Source organism: Halolamina sp. CBA1230, from assembly GCF_002025255.2.
Lineage (GTDB): Archaea > Halobacteriota > Halobacteria > Halobacteriales > Haloferacaceae > Halolamina.
Map to the genome: position 1 here is coordinate 2,425,441 of NZ_CP054587.1, position 16,634 is coordinate 2,442,074.

The 16,634-nt window shown below is 68.3% G+C and carries 18 protein-coding genes and 2 tRNA genes; 13 read left to right on the forward strand and 7 right to left on the reverse strand.

Features of this window, described 5'->3' with window-relative positions; all coding sequences use genetic code 11:
* Positions 1 to 45: 45 nt before the first annotated feature.
* Positions 46 to 116 (forward strand) — tRNA-His (locus B4589_RS12815).
* Between the two features lie 860 nt (positions 117 to 976).
* On the opposite strand, the gene B4589_RS12820 is transcribed toward B4589_RS12815, so the two are convergent.
* Complete coding sequence (locus B4589_RS12820; protein ID WP_079234632.1) at positions 977 to 2,161, reverse strand: CBS domain-containing protein; 1,185 nt, start codon at positions 2,159 to 2,161, stop codon at positions 977 to 979.
* Positions 2,162 to 2,242: 81 nt separating this feature from the next.
* Between B4589_RS12820 and B4589_RS12825 the strand changes: the two genes are divergently transcribed.
* Positions 2,243 to 2,620, forward strand: coding sequence for a cupin domain-containing protein (locus B4589_RS12825; protein ID WP_079234633.1), 378 nt, complete (start codon positions 2,243 to 2,245; stop codon positions 2,618 to 2,620).
* 68 nt (positions 2,621 to 2,688) lie between these two features.
* On the opposite strand, the gene B4589_RS12830 is transcribed toward B4589_RS12825, so the two are convergent.
* Positions 2,689 to 2,892 carry a hypothetical protein gene (locus B4589_RS12830; protein WP_079234634.1) on the reverse strand — a complete coding sequence of 68 codons (204 nt, stop codon included), beginning with the start codon at positions 2,890 to 2,892 and terminating at the stop codon, positions 2,689 to 2,691.
* A gap of 131 nt (positions 2,893 to 3,023) precedes the next feature.
* Here B4589_RS12830 and B4589_RS12835 point away from each other — a divergent pair, with 131 nt between their 5' ends.
* The 5 genes from B4589_RS12835 (at position 3,024) to B4589_RS12855 (ending at position 7,628) form a co-directional block, all read left to right on the forward strand.
* The gene (locus B4589_RS12835) at positions 3,024 to 5,078 is read left to right on the forward strand and encodes a DEAD/DEAH box helicase (protein WP_079234635.1); all 2,055 of its coding nucleotides are present in this window, start codon (positions 3,024 to 3,026) and stop codon (positions 5,076 to 5,078) included.
* A gap of 40 nt (positions 5,079 to 5,118) precedes the next feature.
* A complete protein-coding gene (locus tag B4589_RS12840; RefSeq protein WP_079234636.1) occupies positions 5,119 to 5,346 on the forward strand; it encodes a hypothetical protein in 228 nt (75 codons plus the stop codon).
* Between the two features lie 34 nt (positions 5,347 to 5,380).
* A complete protein-coding gene (locus B4589_RS12845; RefSeq protein WP_079234637.1) occupies positions 5,381 to 5,599 on the forward strand; it encodes a hypothetical protein in 219 nt (72 codons plus the stop codon).
* A 39-nt stretch (positions 5,600 to 5,638) separates the two neighbouring features.
* Positions 5,639 to 7,516, forward strand: coding sequence for an SLC13 family permease (locus tag B4589_RS12850; RefSeq protein ID WP_079234638.1), 1,878 nt, complete (start codon positions 5,639 to 5,641; stop codon positions 7,514 to 7,516).
* A gap of 39 nt (positions 7,517 to 7,555) precedes the next feature.
* Positions 7,556 to 7,628: transfer RNA gene (locus B4589_RS12855), tRNA-Pro, on the forward strand.
* Positions 7,629 to 7,946: 318 nt separating this feature from the next.
* On the opposite strand, the gene B4589_RS12860 is transcribed toward B4589_RS12855, so the two are convergent.
* Both B4589_RS12860 and B4589_RS12865 read right to left on the reverse strand, forming a co-directional pair.
* Positions 7,947 to 8,141, reverse strand: a complete 195-nt coding sequence (locus B4589_RS12860; protein WP_074877602.1) for a cold-shock protein — start codon at positions 8,139 to 8,141, stop codon at positions 7,947 to 7,949.
* Positions 8,142 to 8,200: 59 nt separating this feature from the next.
* Positions 8,201 to 8,890, reverse strand: a complete 690-nt coding sequence (locus B4589_RS12865; RefSeq protein ID WP_079234639.1) for a US12 family protein — start codon at positions 8,888 to 8,890, stop codon at positions 8,201 to 8,203.
* Positions 8,891 to 9,090: 200 nt separating this feature from the next.
* On the opposite strand from B4589_RS12865, the gene B4589_RS12870 reads away from it, so the two are divergent.
* The 3 genes from B4589_RS12870 to B4589_RS12880 all read left to right on the forward strand — a co-directional run bounded on the left by B4589_RS12870 (position 9,091) and on the right by B4589_RS12880 (position 13,106).
* Entirely contained in the window at positions 9,091 to 10,506 is a 1,416-nt protein-coding gene (locus B4589_RS12870) for a single-stranded DNA binding protein (protein WP_079234640.1), read from the forward strand.
* A gap of 84 nt (positions 10,507 to 10,590) precedes the next feature.
* Positions 10,591 to 12,501 carry a flippase activity-associated protein Agl23 gene (locus B4589_RS12875; protein WP_143414347.1) on the forward strand — a complete coding sequence of 637 codons (1,911 nt, stop codon included), beginning with the start codon at positions 10,591 to 10,593 and terminating at the stop codon, positions 12,499 to 12,501.
* A complete protein-coding gene (locus tag B4589_RS12880; RefSeq protein WP_079234641.1) occupies positions 12,498 to 13,106 on the forward strand; it encodes a hypothetical protein in 609 nt (202 codons plus the stop codon). The genes B4589_RS12875 and B4589_RS12880 overlap by 4 nt, the downstream gene beginning before the upstream one ends.
* A gap of 12 nt (positions 13,107 to 13,118) precedes the next feature.
* Here the strand turns inward: B4589_RS12880 and B4589_RS12885 are convergent, their stop codons facing one another.
* Positions 13,119 to 13,916 (reverse strand): MOSC domain-containing protein, encoded by a 798-nt coding sequence (locus tag B4589_RS12885; RefSeq protein WP_079234642.1) that lies wholly within the window; start codon positions 13,914 to 13,916, stop codon positions 13,119 to 13,121.
* A 90-nt stretch (positions 13,917 to 14,006) separates the two neighbouring features.
* Here B4589_RS12885 and B4589_RS12890 point away from each other — a divergent pair, with 90 nt between their 5' ends.
* Together B4589_RS12890 and B4589_RS12895 are read left to right on the forward strand one after the other, a co-directional pair.
* On the forward strand, positions 14,007 to 14,480 hold the full coding sequence (locus B4589_RS12890) for a redoxin domain-containing protein (RefSeq protein WP_079234643.1): 474 nt from the start codon (positions 14,007 to 14,009) through the stop codon (positions 14,478 to 14,480).
* A gap of 105 nt (positions 14,481 to 14,585) precedes the next feature.
* Positions 14,586 to 15,131: a type IV pilin gene (locus B4589_RS12895; protein ID WP_079234644.1), complete on the forward strand. Its 546-nt coding sequence runs from the start codon at positions 14,586 to 14,588 to the stop codon at positions 15,129 to 15,131.
* Between the two features lie 17 nt (positions 15,132 to 15,148).
* Here the strand turns inward: B4589_RS12895 and azf are convergent, their stop codons facing one another.
* Both azf and B4589_RS12905 read right to left on the reverse strand, forming a co-directional pair.
* On the reverse strand, positions 15,149 to 15,940 hold the full coding sequence (azf, locus tag B4589_RS12900; RefSeq protein WP_079234645.1) for an NAD-dependent glucose-6-phosphate dehydrogenase Azf: 792 nt from the start codon (positions 15,938 to 15,940) through the stop codon (positions 15,149 to 15,151).
* Positions 15,941 to 15,994: 54 nt separating this feature from the next.
* Positions 15,995 to 16,168, reverse strand: coding sequence for a hypothetical protein (locus tag B4589_RS12905; RefSeq protein ID WP_158081184.1), 174 nt, complete (start codon positions 16,166 to 16,168; stop codon positions 15,995 to 15,997).
* A gap of 72 nt (positions 16,169 to 16,240) precedes the next feature.
* Here B4589_RS12905 and B4589_RS12910 point away from each other — a divergent pair, with 72 nt between their 5' ends.
* Positions 16,241 to 16,591 carry a dihydroneopterin aldolase family protein gene (locus B4589_RS12910; RefSeq protein WP_079234646.1) on the forward strand — a complete coding sequence of 117 codons (351 nt, stop codon included), beginning with the start codon at positions 16,241 to 16,243 and terminating at the stop codon, positions 16,589 to 16,591.
* The last annotated feature ends 43 nt before the right edge of the window (positions 16,592 to 16,634 follow it).

Here is a 16,634-nt window from a genome sequence, read left to right on the forward strand (position 1 = left end):
GATGTCGTAACGTATTTCCCTGAAACCGCGGTAGAGACGGGTGTGTCCGGGCTGGGGTAGTGGTATCCTTCAGCCTTGTGGGGGCTGAGACGCGGGTTCAATTCCCGCGCCCGGACCTCGTTGTCTCCGAGCAACTACGCGAGGAGACACGAGTCCATCGGTAAGGGATTGAACCCTGCCAGTCGCGCGCAGCGAACGAGGCGGGACCGAAGGTCCCGCTGGCAGCCGGGCGCAGCCCGGCGACGAAGTGAGCGAGCACGTCTGGCTCCGGTTCAATTCCCGCGCCCGGACCTTCTGGCTGTGAACGAACGTGAACAGCCGAAGGTCCGTCGAAGGGAATCGAATCAGGGAGTGGAGCGAGCGAAGCGAGCGGAACGACCGTGGTTCAATTCCCGCACCCGGACCTTTTCCTGCGAACGAAGTGAGCAGTGAAAAGTCTGCCAAGCGGGGATTGAAGCAGGGAACGAAGTGAGCGACGCGAACGGAGTGACCGTGGTTCAATTCCCGCGCCCCCGTTCGTTGGCAGTGAGCGAGCCTGCATAGTCGACGGATTCTGGGTGGGTGACACCTCGGACAGCCACCGCGAACAGCAACAGCATCTCGAAGCATGACCACTTGTAACCGCGACGCGCCGGGCACGAGGCCCGGCGCTGGAAAGGGGTCCCCACCCCTCCCCCCGCGGCCGGCGACCGTTGCCGGCCGCGAGGCGTCCACCGCCACCGCACCGCGGTCGCTGTCGGCGCGAAGCACGAGTCCCTCTGTGGACGAGTCAGCGCGAGGGATGAGCGACCGGAGGGAGCGAATCGGCTGGGGAGGCCTGTGGGCTGTGCGGAGCCGTGCGGTCGCAAGTGGCCAACGATCAAGGTGCTGTTGCTGTCGCGGCTGCTGTTCCAGATTTCCTGACCGACCCACCGTCAACAGTCCACGAACGGCCACCACAAAAAGCCCGCAAAACCCGAAAACACCGATACGCCGACTACCGCCCGAACGGCGACACGCTCGGCCCCATCGACTCGCTCGGCGCGCTCCCGCTCTGCTGGATGATGTCGAACGCGGTCATCAGGTCGGTCCGGGAGATGATCCCACAGAGCTCGCCGTCGGCGTCGACGACCGGCAGGCGCCCGATGCCCTCCTGCTGCATCGTCTGGAGCGCGTTCATCGCGTCGGTCTCGGGCGTCGCCGTGTAGATGTCGGTCGCCATCACGTCGTCCACCCGCATCGCGTCGCGTTCGACCTCGTCGACGGACTGGGCGTCGCCGAGCGTCACCATCCCCACGAGGTCGCCGTTCTCGACGACCGGGTAGCCGGTGTGGCGCTCGTGGAACATCCGGCTCATCAGGTCCGCGACGCTGTCGTCCGGCGAGACGGTGTGGAGGTCCGCCTCACCCGTCATCACGTCGCCGACGGTGACGCCCTGGAACGCCGCCTTGAGCACGGTCTGCTGGGCCTCGCCCGCCGCGCCGATGTAGATGAAGAAGGCGAGCGCGAGCAGGAGCAGGTTCGGGCCGCTGAACAGCGCGAGCAGCCCCAGCAGCACCGCAAACCCCTTCCCCACCTCCGCGGCGATCTGTGTCGCACGGGCGTGGGTCCGCGTCCGGGCGAGCAGCGCCCGCAGCACGCGCCCGCCGTCCATCGGGAACCCGGGGAGCATGTTGAACGCCGCGAGCACGACGTTCGCGAGCATCAGGTAGCCGAGCAGGAACGTCGCGATCGGCTGCCCGCCGCCGGCGACGAGCGTGAACCCGGCGTACCCCAGCACGCCGAGGGTGACACTGACGATCGGCCCCGCGACGGCGACCTGGAACTCGATCTTCCAGTCCTCGGGCATCTCGGTGAACTGAGCGACGCCGCCCAGCAGCCAGAGCGTGATCGAGTCGATCTCGTAGCCGTGGTACATCGCGACCACCGAGTGGCCCAGTTCGTGGAGCAACACGCAGGCGAACAAGCCGACCGCCGCCGCGGCGCCCAGCACGAACGGGGTGTACCCCTGGGTCAGCACGGCGGGGTCGATCCCGGCGCCGAACGTGGGGTTGAACACCTGCTCGACCAGCGTCGTCACGTCGGTGCCGATCAGGTAGGCGAACACCGGCAGGATCAGCAGGAACGTGGCGTCGAGCTTGATCGGGATGCCGAAGATACTCCCCAGGCGGATTCCTCGCATACGCCCCGGTTCGGGGTACGGAGGGAAAAAGGCGGGCGTCGCGGGCCGTACGGTTTAGGTCGTCGCACGCAAAGCCCGTGTATGAGCGACAGCGATCCCGTGGTGAAACGCAGCGGCGAGATCGAGTACGAACCGGTCGGTGCCGCCGAGGGGATGCGCAAGGGCGTCCTGCTCGACGAGCACGACGGCGCCCCCAACTTCGCGATCCGTCGGTTCGAACTCGACCCCGGCGCCGAGGTCCCCGAACACACGAACGCGGTCGAACACGAACAGTACGTGCTCGCGGGGGAGTACACGGTCGGGATAGCGGGCGAGGAGTACACCGTCTCGGCGGGCGACTCGCTGCTGATCCCCGCCGGCGTGGTCCACTGGTACCGGAACGAGGGCGATCAGCCAGGAGCGTTCCTCTGTGCGGTTCCTAACGGCGACGACACGATCGAACTGGTCGAGGAGGAGTAGTTTCAGTTACTTTTCCGGCTGACAGCGTGCCGGTCAGTCTCCTGCCCTGCCCGGCCGACCGTCGCCGGTCAGTCTCCTGCCACGGCGGCGTCGACGCCCCGGCTACCGACCGGCCGGCGCGTGATCGTCGTCGTACAGTCCGGACAGGAGAGCGCGAGCCGGTCGCCCAGCTCCGTCGCCGTCTCGGACTCGTCCCAATCGCCGTCCGGCGGGCTCTCGTGGCCGCAGACCGAACAGAACAGGATCGCCTTCGTTCGCGTGGAGGAGTTCATTACCGGGGGTAGCCGCCCGAGGGTCCTAAAGCCTCTGTGAGGCTGTGTTGCACCCGCATGCGTTGGATTCCCGTGGGACGCGCTCGCGCCGCACCGCATGGCTGAAGTACCCCTTTCGCCTACGGGTAGCCGTGTCTCAGCAGGTCGCCCGCGTCGACACCCTGTTCCTCCACGAGTCCGGCGACGACTACCGCGTCGTCGTCCTCCGTGACGGCTCCCGGGTGTTCCGCGGCACGCTCGAACTCAAGGAGACCGACGCCGGCCCCCGCCCCCGTCGGTTCCTGCAGTCCGACGACGACGGCGGCGAGCCGATGCGCCCCGAGGAGTTCGTCGAACTCGCCCGCCGCGCCGAGCGCATCCGCATCTCCGAGCAGACCTCCCCCGAGGGCCGCGAACGCCTGCAGGCGATGCTCGACGGCTACCAGCTGGAGGCGCTCGTGGTTCGGACCTGCCGCTACTGCGCCAACGCCGGCCGCTACTCCCCGATCACCGAGGAGAACGCTATTTCCGCGGATCAGGACTACATCTGCCAGGACTGCGCCGTCGAGGAGCTCGAACGCGAACTCGCCTACAAGGGGCAGTTCACCGGCGCCGCCCAGGAGCGACTGGAGGAGCTCCTGCTCGACGTGGGCGATCTCGACCGCATCACCGACCTCCTGCAGGGCGACCTCGACCCCGACCTCACGAAGTTCGACACCATCTCCGCGACCACCGACGAGGTCGACCCGTTCCAGACCAGCGACCTCGACCTCCACCCGAAACTGCAGTCGATGGTCGAGGACCGCTTCGACACGCTGCTGCCGGTCCAGAGCCTCGCCGTCGAGAACGGGCTGTTCGAGGAGGAGGACCAGCTCGTCGTCTCCGCAACGGCGACGGGGAAGACTCTCGTCGGCGAGCTCGCGGGGATCGACCGCGCGCTGAAGGGCGACGGGAAACTCCTCTTTCTCGTCCCGCTGGTCGCGCTCGCGAACCAGAAACACGAGGACTTCGAGGAGCGCTACGGCGACGTCCTCGACGTGACGCTGCGCGTCGGCGGCTCCCGGGTGACGGATTCGGGGGCGCAGTTCGACCCGAACGCCGACGTGATCGTCGGCACCTACGAGGGGATCGACCACGGGCTCCGCACGGGGAAGGACATGGGCGACATCGGCACCGTCGTCATCGACGAGGTCCACAGCCTGAAGGAGGGCGAACGCGGCCACCGCCTCGACGGGATGATCTCCCGGCTCAAACACTACTGCGAGCAGCGCGCGACGGACCGCTCGGGCTACGACGGCGCACAGTACGTGTATCTCTCCGCGACCGTCGGCAACCCCGAGTGGCTGGCCGAACAGCTGCGCGCGACGCTGATCGAGTTCGAGGAGCGGCCCGTCCCCATCGAGCGCCACGTCACGTTCGCCGACGGCCGGGAGAAGCTCCGGATCGAGGACCGCCTCGTGAGACGGGAGTTCGACAGCAAATCCTCGAAGGGGTACCGCGGGCAGACGATCATCTTCACCAACTCCCGCCGGCGCTGTCACGAGATCTCCCGGAAGCTGGAGTACGACTCCGCCCCCTACCACGCCGGCCTCGACTACGGCCGGCGCAAGCAGGTCGAGCGCCAGTTCGGCGATCAGGATCTCGCCGCGGTGGTCACCACCGCCGCGCTCGCCGCTGGGGTGGACTTCCCCGCCTCGCAGGTGGTGTTCGACTCGCTCGCGATGGGGATCGAGTGGCTCTCCGTCCAGGAGTTCTCCCAGATGCTCGGCCGTGCGGGCCGCCCTGACTACCACGACCAGGGGAAAGTGTACCTGCTCGTGGAGCCGGACTGTTCCTACCACGGCTCGATGGAGGCCACAGAGGACGAGATCGCGTTCAAACTGCTGAAAGGCGAGATGGAGGACGTCTCGACGGTGTACGACGAGGCCGCCGCCGCCGAGGAGACGCTGGCGAACGTCGCCGTCGCCGGGAAGCTGGCGAAGCGGCTCAACGACCGCATGATCGGCGACGTGCCCACCAAACACGCGATCGGCAAGCTGCTGGAGTGGGAGTTCATCGACGGGTTCGAGGCGACGCCGCTGGGCCGGGCGGTCACGAGCCACTTCCTCTCGCCCGACGACGCGTTCCTCATCCTCGAAGGGATCCGCGAGGGGAACAGCCCCTACGAGCAGGTGGCGGCGCTCGAACTGGCGGATCAGGAGCTGTAGGCCCAGACACCCTTTTCGTCTCCCCCCGCGTTCGGTGTGTATGGCTGACGCCATCGACAGCGACGCCGCCGACGCTGACGAGCCGACCGCGGCGTTCATCGGGCTCGGACTGGCGCTCGGTGCCGGCCTCGGGGTCACGCTCGGCGCCGTGATCGGCTCGATCACCGGCGACCTCGGTTTCTGGATCGCGCTCGGGCCGTCGATCGGCGCCGGGATCGGTCTGCTCGCCGGGCTCCTGCTCGCGTCGACGGGCTGGCGGGGCGACTGAACGCTTTTTCCCTGCCGCGGGTCACCACCCGGGTATGAGTACGGACGAACAGACTGACGGCAGCGTCGACGCCGACGAGGAGGACGACGGCGTGATGGACGAGGGGGAAGCGATGGGGTTGGGGATGGGTGTCGGCATCGCCCTCGGCGCGGCGCTGGGGACGGCGATGGACAACTTAGCGATGGGCATGGGGATCGGGATCGCGCTCGGTGCCGCGTTCGGCGCCGCGTTCGCGGCGCGGGACGACGACTGAACCCGCAGCCTTTTGCCGTCGCCCGGACACCGAGAGCCCGTGGTAGCGATCACGCCAGGGGTCGTCGTCGTCGCCCTGATCGTGCTGGCGGCGCTGGTGCTGTTCGCGACGGAGCCGGTACCCGTCGACATCACCGCGCTCGGGGTGATGGTGACGCTGATGCTCGTCGAGCCCGTCAGCGGGATGCTCGCCGACGCCGGCGTCCTCGCCGCCCCGGTGACGATGATTACGCCCCAGCAGGGGCTCTCCGGCTTCGCCAGTTCGGCGACGATCACCGTGCTCGCGATGTTCATCCTCAGCGAGGGGGTCCGCCGGACGGGGATCGTCCAGACGCTCGGCGAGTTTCTCGCCCGGGTTACCGGCGACAGCGAGACCAAACAGCTCGGCGCGGTCGTCGGCATCGTCTCGCCGATCTCGGGCTTCATCAACAACACCGCCGCGGTCGCGATCCTGCTCCCGATGGTGACCGACGTGGCCAACCGCGGGAACACGTCGCCCTCGAAGCTGCTGCTCCCCCTGTCGTACGCCTCGATGTTCGGCGGGATGCTCACGCTGATCGGCACGTCGACGAACGTGCTCGCGAGCGACGTGGCCGCGCGGCTGGCTACCGCGCCGGAGTACGCGAACACCGACCTCCACGAGCTCGGGATGTTCGAGTTCACGGGGCTGGGCGTCGTGGTGATGCTGGTCGGCATGGCCTACCTGCTGACCGTCGGCCGGTGGCTCACCCCCGCCCGTATCGAGCCCAGTGACGACCTGACGAAGGAGTTCGGCGTCGGCGACTACCTCACCGAGGTGACCGTCCGTGACGACTCGCCGCTGGTCGGTCGGAAGGTCCGGAACGCGCTGGCCGAGGGCGATCTCGACGTCGACCTGCTCCAGCTCATCCGGGGCGAGGAGGTGTTCCTCGAACCGCTCGGCCCCAAACAGATCCAGGCCGGCGACACGTTCACGCTCCGGACCGACCGCGACACGCTGCTCTCCCTGCTCGACCTCGAAGGGCTGGATCTGGTTGACGCCCCCGTCGACGAGGCCGAACTCGAACAGGCCGAGGCGGGCCAGAACCTCGTCGAGGTGGTCGTCGCGCCCGGCTCGCCGCTCGTGGGGGAGTCGCTGACCTCCATCTCGTTCCGGCAGCGCTACAACGCGACCGTGCTCGCGCTCCGCCGGGGTCGCGAGCTGGTCCGCCGGCGCATGGACAAGGTGCCGCTGAAAGTCGGCGACACGCTGCTTATCCAGGCGACGACCGAGACCGTCGAGCGCCTCGATTCCGGCCGGGAGTTCATCCTGATCGGCGAGGTCGACCACCACGACTACCGGGAGGAGAAGACCGGCCTCGCGATCGGCATCGTCGCCGCCGTCGTCGCGCTCGCGGGGCTGGGCGTGCTCCCCATCGTCGTCTCGGCGCTGGCGGGGTCGCTCGCGATGGTCGTCACCGGCTGTCTCGACCCCGGCGAGATCTACGAGGCGGTGCAGTGGGACGTGATCCTCCTGCTCGCGGGCGTGATCCCGCTGGGGATCGCGCTCGAACGCACCGGCGCCGCCTCGCTGCTCGCTGAGGCGGTCGTCGCCTCCTCGGCGATGCTTCCGGTGATCGGCGTGCTCGCGGTGTTCTACCTGCTCACCGCGCTGTTGACCAACGTGATCAGCAACAACGCCAGCGTCGTGCTGATGATCCCCGTCGCCGTCGAGACCGCCCAGGCCGTCGACGCCAGCGCGACCGCGTTCCTGTTCGCGGTGATGTTCGCGGCCAGCACCGCGTTCATGACGCCGGTAGGCTACCAGACGAACCTGTTCGTCTACGGCCCCGGCGGCTATCGGTTCACCGACTACGTCCGGGTGGGTGGCCCGCTCCAGCTGTTGCTGATGGGCGTGACGACGGTCGGGATCGCGGTGATGTTCGACATCCCGATCTAACGAAACGCTTTACCGCGAGAGTCGCGGACGTGCGGGTACGGGACCGTGGGTTAGCCTGGTATACTTCGGGCCTTGGGTGCCCGTGACCTCGGTTCGAATCCGAGCGGTCCCATTCTGGCGACGCAACGACGAGGAGCGATAGCGACGAGTCCGCGTCGCCAGAATGGACTATGGATTCGAACCCTGCCAGTCGCGCGCAGCGAACGAGAGTGAGCGAGCACGTCTGGCTCCGGTTCGAATCCGGGCGGTCCCATCCTTTTGTGACGAGCACCGAGAAGAGCGAGACGTGTCTCCGCCGGGGTGGGGGATTCGTCCCTCTCGGCAGTCCAATATTCTGCAGCGTATCGACGCCGAACGACGCCGTCGCTCAGTGGTACGTAGCTTCGGGAAAAGCGCTGTATTCAGTCGCGGTCAGGCGACGGAAGACAGATCAGTTGCGGACGAGGTTCGTCGCGCGGGGGCCCTTGTCGGCCTGTTCGATGTCGAACTCCACTTCCTGTCCCTCCTCGAGGTCGGCGCCGCCGATGTCTTCCATGTGGAAGAACACGTCGTCGTCCGCGTCCTCTGTCGAGATGAAACCGTAGCCGCCTGTGTCGTTGAAGAAATCAACTGAACCGTTTGCCATTGCAAACAAACGTACACCCCAACCCGGGAAAACCCTTGCGAGGGTCGTGGTACCACGACCTACCGCTCGGCCAGCATCCGCACCGCGATCTGGAGGACGTGGACGAACACCCCGGCGACGGCCACGTACAGCCCCACCGACTGCATCGCCGGCCGGCCGCGGCCCTCCCGAACCTCCCACATCTCGTACCCCAGTCGGAGCAGGAAGCCGGCGAAGATCAGCGCGAACGCGACGATCCCGACGATCCCGACCGAGACGAACGTCGCGATCAGGATCGCCACCAGCCCCGCGCCGAAGGCGTACGTCGCCCAGCGACCGTAGTGGTCGAACTGCGTGTCCGAGCGCAGGTAGACGTACGTGCCGATCAGCGCCGTCATGGCGACGACGACGGCGCCGGTGATCGCCAGCGCCGTGATTCGCACGCCCTCCGAGAGGAAGGAGAGCACGCCGCCGCCGAAGGCGCCGAAGGCGAGTTCGAGCACGACCACGCCCGCCATCGCCAGCCCCATCGAGTCGTTCTCGAAGCCGCGCTCGGCGACCATCTGGCCGCCGGTGATCAGCGCGCCGTACACCAGCGCGCCGACGATGGGGACCGAGAACAGTAGGCGGTTCAGCTGCGCCAGCGGTGTCGCCGCCGCGGCGTACATCACGAGCACGTTCAGGAGCATCAGCCCCGTTGCGCCGCCGACGACGCCCCACTCGCGGGTGGAGAGCAGGAACCCTCGTTCAGTGGTGGTCTCGTAGCTCATCGCCGGCACGTAACGCCAGCGCGCCGAAAAGCGTTGTCGCCGCCGCTCGACCCGCGTTCACGCCGCCCCGAACCTCTTGTCGGAGGGCGCGCCACCCCGCGTATGGGCACCACGAACCGATCCACGAAACCGCATGCAAGCGGCCCGTTCCCACCCCAACGACAACGCTTAACCGTCGGCTGTGCTACCCACCGCTACGAATGAGTGCCATCGACGACGTCCACGAGGAGCTCGACGCGGACGTCTCCGCCGAGGAGTTCGAGGAGATGGTGGCGGAGAAAGTCGAGGAGATGGGTGGCCTCGCGGACGACGAGACGGCGGCGATGCTCGTCGCCCACGAGCTGGAGGACGAGGGCGGCGAGGTCGAGAGCGTCGCGGACATCGAACCCGGCATGGACGACGTGAAGTTCGTCGCGAAGCTGATCTCCATCGGCGAGAAACGCACGTTCGAGCGCGACGGCGACCAGCCCGACGGCCAGGTCGTCAACACCGAGGTCGCCGACGAATCGGGGCGGATCCGGCTCTCGCTGTGGGACGAGATGGCCGAATCCGCGCTCGAGGAACTGGCGGAGGGCGACGTGCTCCGCATCGCAGGCCGACCCAAGGAGGGGTACAACGGCGTCGAGGTCTCCGCCGACAAGGCCGAGATCGAACCCGACGTCGATATCGACGTCTCCGTGAGCGACAGCTACGACGTCGAGGAGCTCTCGATGGGGCTCTCCGACGTCACTCTCGTCGGCAAACTGCTCGACGTGGACGACGACTACCGCACGTTCGACCGCGACGACGGCACCGAGGGCCGCGTCGCCAACGTCGCCATCGGCGACGAGACGGGTCGCATCCGCGTCACGCTCTGGGACGAGGCCACGGACCTGCTCGAGGAACTCGAGGCCGGCGAGGTCGTCGAGGTCGTCGACGGCTACGTCCGCGAGCGCGACGGCGACCTCGAACTCCACGTCGGCTCCCGGGGGACCATCGAGGCAGTCGACGAGGACGTCGAGTACGCCCCCGAAACGACGGATATCGACGACGTGGAGATGGGCGACACCGTCGACATCGCCGGCGCCGTGATCGAGACCGACGACAAGCGCACGTTCGACCGCGACGACGGCTCGCAGGGCCAGGTCCGGAACGTCCGCGTCCGCGACGACACGGGCGACATCCGGGTCGCGCTCTGGGGCGAGAAAGCCGACCGCGATGTCACGCTCGCCGACCGCGTCGCCTTTACCGACGTGGAGATCCAGGACGGCTGGCAGGACGAGCTCGAAGCCTCCGCGGGCTGGCAGTCCACCGTCTCGATCCTCGACGGCGAGGCCGACGTGGAGGGCGCCGACGACCGCGACGAGAAGGCGCCCCCCTCGGCCGAGCAGGGCGGGCTCTCGGCGTTCGGCGAGGATGGTGATGGGGCGGACGAACTCCGCGAGGAGGAGACGACGGCCGACGGTGAGGAGGTAGAGTTCACCGGCACGGTCGTCCAGTCCGGCAGCCCCGTCGTGGTCGACAACGGCGAGGAGACCCGCAGCGTCGAGACGGGCGAGAGCGTCCAGCTCGGCGAGGAGGTGACGGTCCGCGGCGTCGAACACGACGGCCGCATCGACGCCGACGAACTGCTCTAAAGCCGCCGCGGCCGCGCCGGGCCTGTACCGCCGTTCCGGCCCGGAAGGACACACTTAGGTTCCGCCCGATACACTCGCCGACCGATGGACCGCTCCTCGCTTCCCGATGCCCTCCACCGGACCGACGACACGGTGTTGGCCGTGCTCGTCGTCGTCGCCGCGGGGCTGGTCGCCCGCCTCCTCTTCCTCGGCCAGCGCGTCGCCCACTTCGACGAGGGCCGTGTCGCCTACTGGGCGCTCCACTACCTCGAGACGGGCGAGATCAGCTACCAGTACATCGTCCACGGGCCGCTCGCGCAGTACGCCGACGCGTGGGTGTTCGCCGCCCTCGGCCCGAACGACTTCTCGATGCGGCTGTTCGTCGCCCTCGTCGGCGCGCTCCTCCCGCTGACGGCGCTGCTGTTCCGCAGTCGCCTGCGCGACACGGAGACGGTCGTCGTCGCCGTGCTGCTCGCGTTCAACCCGATCCTGCTGTACTACTCGCGGTTCTACCGCAGTTCGCTGCTGGTCGCCGCGTTCATGTTCGCCGCCTTCGGCTTCGGCCTCCGGGCGCTGGACGACGCCCGGCCGCGCCTGCTCTACCCCGCGTTCGCGTTCGGCGCACTCGGCTTCGCGGCCAAGGAGAACGCGCTCGTCTATCTGATGTGCTGGGTCGGCGCCGGCGCGCTCCTGCTCGACTTCTCGCTGATGAACCCGCGGAACTACGACTCGGGGGTCGACGCCGTCGTCGCCCGGGTCGCGCCGTACTTCGACGCGCTGCGCGACCCGGAGCGATCGACAGACGCCACGCTCTGGACCGTCCTGACGGCGCTCACGCTGCTCGTCCTGGCCTACGCGACGCTGTCGGGGTGGCCGCTGACCGCGATCGTGGCGGCGCTGGTGCTGCTGGTCTCGGTGACGATGCTCGTCGACGTGGTCCGATCGGACCGGGCCGCACTGCGGTGGGGTGGCGCGCTGCTGGGGAGCGTCGGCCTCTTCTTCCTGCTCTCGCTGTTCTTCTACGCACCCCGGACCGTCGGTGCCGGCGTCGGGCTCTGGGACGCCGTGTTCAACCCCTTCCGGTTCCCCGACCTGCTCGACGCGACGTGGGGCGACATCCGGCCGGGGCTGGAGTACTGGTTCGGCGGGAGCGTCGAACCCAAATGCGGCGAGGAGACGGTGATCGGCGGCTACATCTGCTTCCTTCAGGACACGATCGAGGTGCTGGCGAACTACGCGATCGTCGTCGTCCCGTTCGCGGCGCTTGGGTTCGTGATCGCGCGCTACGCCGGCGACCGGCCGCGCTCGATGGTGATGTTCGCGGGCTACTGGGGGTTCGTCAGCATCCTCGGCTACCCGCTCGCGACGGACATCCAGGCCGGCTGGATCATGGTGAACGCGGTCGTGCCACTGACGATCCCCGCCGCCGTCGCGCTGGGACTGGTGATCCGCTGGGGCTGGCAGTCCCTCGCCACGGAGGATCGCGTGGGCACCGTCCTGACCGTGGCGCTGCTCCTGCTGGTCTCCGGAGCGATGATCGGCCCGGCCGTCTCGGCGTCGTACGTCCAGCCCACGGCGGACGACAACGAACTCGTGCAGTACGCCCAGCCCCAGCAGGAGTTCCGCGGGACGTTCGACGACATCGGCGCTATCGCGCCCACACACGAGGGGACCGACATGGTGGTCTACGGCGACGAACTGGTCGTCGAACCCGGCACCGGCGGCGGGATGGCGCCGGCGTGTCTCAACCTCGGGCACGCGCTCCCCTTGCACTGGTACATCGCGGCCGACGACGTGACTACCGACTGTGCGTACAACGAGACCGCGCTCCAGTCGGAGATCGAGGAGGACAGCCCGGCGGTCGTGATCGCCCACGTCAACCGCGACGGGACGGTCGAGGAAGCACTGGCCGGTGAGGGCGAGTACGAACGCCGCGAGCACCACCTCCGAACGATCGGCCGGGAAGTGGTGGTGTTCATCGACGAGGACGCCCTCGCCGAGGCCGAGAACGCATGACCCGCCTCCTCGCCGGCGCGGCGGCGCACAACGCCGGGCAGTACGGCGTCGCCCGAACGATCTGGGCGGGCGAAGCGCCCGTCTCGCCTGACGGGAACGATGCGGACGACCGACTGCTCGAAGGGCTCGCCGCCTTCGGGACCGCGATCGTCGAGAGCCGTCGCGGGGCCTGGGACGCGGCGCTCGACGCAGCGACCGAGGCCGAACTCGCGTTCGAGGCGACCGACCAGGATCGCATCGATCTCGCGCCGATCGAGCGCTGGCTGGCGGCGTTCGGGACCGATCCCGAGACGGCGGAGCGCTCGCCGCCGCCCACGATCGCCGTCGACGGGGATCGTCCGATGCCGGGGGAGCTCCCCCTGGCCGCGGCGGCCGTCGTCGCCGGCGCCGTCGCGGCGACCCGGGGCGACGACCCCGACGTGGTCGCGGACGCGCTCCGGTTCGCCCGGGGGAACGAGCATCCCGAGACCACGCGGTACGCCACGTTCCTCCGGGACTACGCGGCCGCCGAGTCGGGCGAACGCGGGATCGTGTTCGAGCGGCTCTCGGGAGTGGTCGCCCGCCAGCGACGCAAGGAGGACGACGTAGAGGGGCTGTTCAAGTAGCGGGAACGGCGCTCAGTCGACGACCTCGACAGCGTCGCCGATCTCGAGCTGCTGCCCGCGATCGGCCTCCGGCACGCGCGTGATCAGCATCAGCGTGTAGAAGTGGTCGAACGCGTCCGCGTCGGCCCACTCCGGGAACGTCGCCTCGCGCTTCTCGACGAACCGCCGCCGGAACTCGGGGGTCGGCTCCCCCGTGTCGGGGTCGCGCTCGGGCACGACACAGCGAGCACAGGGGGTGGCACCCTCGAACCGGACGCCGCCGACCGTGAACGCGGGGGCGTCGTCGCCGACGAAGCGGTCCTCCCAGAACGCCGGCACGCCCGAGATCTCGAGGTTCGCACGGAGGCGTCGTCGCGCGCTCTCGACGGTCAGGTCGTCGAACCACGAGGCGACGGCTTCGAGCGTCGCCGTGCTGACGACCGAGGGGCCCATGTTCCGCCGGTCGACGAACCCCAGCGACGCGTTCCGGCGGAGCGTGAGGTCGTGGTCGAAGAACGCCGAGAACCAGGCCGCGGCGTCGTCGCGCTCGCTGTCGAGGTCGAACTGCCGGCGCTCGCCGTCACCCTCGACGGTCAGCGTCGCCGTCGCGGGGTCGTACGCGGTGTCGAGTTCGTGGAAACGGTCGCTGTGTTTCGCGTTGAACACGCCGTTGTCGTGCGGATCGCCGTCGATGTCCTCCGTCCTGCTCTCGAACAGCGCGAACTCTCGATCGCCCGCGAGCACCCCGCCGTCGAGGATCTCGTTCGTCTCGACTGCGGTGGCGTCGAGCCCTTTGACGGGGTAGATCCGGATACGTTCGAGTCGGGGCATAGGCGGATCTCGGCGGCCGGGGACATAGGCGTTCGTTCCCGATCACGTTCGTGTTCGCGTTTAACTGTCACCAGCCCGTACTGTCGGTCGATGGTTTCCACCGGAGACGCCGCACCCGTGTTCACGGCGACGAGAGGGACGAGCGACCACGAGCCGTTCGAGCTCGACGCCCACCTCGGCGACGGGCCGATCGTACTCGCGTTCTTCCCGGGAGCGTTCACGCCGCCCTGTACGAACGAGATGGTCGCGCTCCAGGAGCGCCTCGACGCGTTCGAGTCGGCGGGCGCGTCGGTGTTCGGCGTCAGTGCCGACTCGCCGTTCTCCCAGGGGGCGTTCCGCGAGGAGCACGGCATCGAGTTCGACCTCGTGAGCGATATGGCCGGGGAGGTCATCCGGGAGTACGGCCTCGAGATGGACATCCCAGACCTCGGCCTCTACGGCATCGCGAACCGCGCGGTGTTCGTACTCGACGACGAGGGGACGGTGACGTACTCGTGGGTTGCCGACGACCCGACGAACGAACCGCCGTACGACGACGTGATTGCGGCGGTCGAGGAGGTGTAACGACTCGCCAGCACGCCCTCGGTTCGATCGAAGAGCTCTCCCCCGGGTTCGAGTGCCGGGTGGATGGAAACCGATTAGTATCGTTACATAGATAGATTCGGTACAGTGACCTTTTCGTCCTCGCGGGGAGTCTCGTCGGTCATCGCGACGATCCTGCTGGTCGCCGTCGTCGTGATACTCGCTTCGACGGTTTCGGTGTTCGTCTTCGGGGTGGCCGACGACGTGGACGAGGCTGCCCCAACCGTCGCCCAATCGAGCGGCGAACTCGTCGTTCAGGACGGGGACGACGGTGGTATCGTCCGACTCACACACGCGGCAGGGGACCCCCTCACCGTCTCGAACTTGGAAATCGCCGTTGACGCGCAGGAGGCCTGTGGGAAAACCGGCCGGTTAGTGAACCTCCCGGCGAGCGGTGGCGATCCGAACCCGACGAGCGAGTACGTTCGCGGTGACGACGTCTTCGACAACTCGTACAACTCCGTCGGCGGCCCGATCGGCGAGGCCGGTGGAGAGTGGGAAGTCGGAGAGACCGTGACGTTCCGGTTGGCCAAAAGCGAATGTCCGCTGGAGAGCGCTGACACGATAACGGTTCACGTCGTGCACACGCCGACGGACTCGATCGTGATCGAAAAGACGCTGAGCGCGACGTAACGAGTTCGGCCGAGGCGTTACTCGCCAGCGTCGCCTCTCGGCTCGCCCGCGAACGTGTACTCCGCGGAGTTGTCCTGCGGGTCGTAGCCGAGCACGTCCTTCGCGCGGTCGAGGGAGTAGTACTTCCGGTCGTTGTCGGAGATGCCGTAGACGATCTCGTAGTCGTACTCTGCCTCCAGACACCGCTTGAACAGGTGGGCGCAGTCGCGGTGGGAGAGCCACATCGCCTGCCCGCGCTCGTACTCCCGCGGGGGATGGCCCTCGGTGAGGTTGCCGATCCGGACACAGACCACGTCGAGGTCGGCGTGGTCGTGGTAGTAGCGCCCCAGCGTCTCGCCGCTGGCCTTCGAGACGCCGTAGAGGTTCGACGGGCGCGGGAGTTCGGTGCCGTCGAGGCGGTACTCGTCGTCCTCGCGGTACATCTCCGGCGTGCGCTCGTCGGTCTCGTAGGCGCCGACGGCGTGGTTGGAGGAGGCGAACGCGACCTTCTCGACGCCGGCGTCGACGGCCGCCGAGAACACGGTCTGAGCGCCGTCGATGTTGTTCGCGAGCACCGAGTCCCACGGCGCGTTGGGGCGGGGGTCGCCGGCGAGGTGGATCACCGCGCCACAGTCGGCGACGGCGTCGGCGACCGCGTCCTCGTCGGTCACGTCCGCGACGATCGACGCCGACTCGGGCACGCCGTGGCGGCGATCCTCGGGGATGGGCTCCCGGTCGAGCAGCCGCCAGTCGTACTCGTCGGCGAGCCGTGAGAGGATCGCCTGCCCCACGCGGCCGCCGGCACCCGTCAGCAGCACCGGGTCGTCCATTCGCGTGGATATGTGGATAGCGGGGGTAAATACGGTGCGGTCCTGCTGCCGGACTCAGTCGTCGTCGGCCGCTTCGAGTTCGTCGAGTCGCTCCTCGATCCGGCCGAGTCGGTCGTCGTACTCGGCGGTTTCCGACGCGACTGCGTTCTCCACCGCGTGCATCACCCAGAGGTAGCCGGTGACGACGGCGGCGAAGCCGACGAGGAGGAGCCCCCAGAGTTCGACCATAGCGGTCGCTCGTGGCCCGGAACCAAAAGCGCTCCCGACACCGCTTTCCACCGGCCCGCCCCACGTCAACGCATGTCCGACGCGCCCACCGACGCCCAGCAGGCCTGCTTCGAGGCCGGCATCAAGTTCGGCTCGCTCTACCACCAGTTCGCCGGCACGCCCGTCTCGCCGGAGAGCACCCGCAGCCTCGAGACCGCGATCGCGGAGGCGATCGAGAACCAGCCCCACTGCGAGTCCGTCTCGGTCGACATCCTCGACGACCGCGTCGCCGCCGCGATCGACCACGACGAGGGGTACGCCGAGCTCACGGGCAGCCTGATGGAGGTGGAGATGCGGATCGACTACGAGGGCACGGAGGTCCGGACGCGGATGGCGATGGAGGACGGCTACCCGCGGATGCGGATCGTCGGGATCGAGGACTGACGAGGCGGAGTGAAACTGGTCGACTGTCCCCGCCACAACCCAC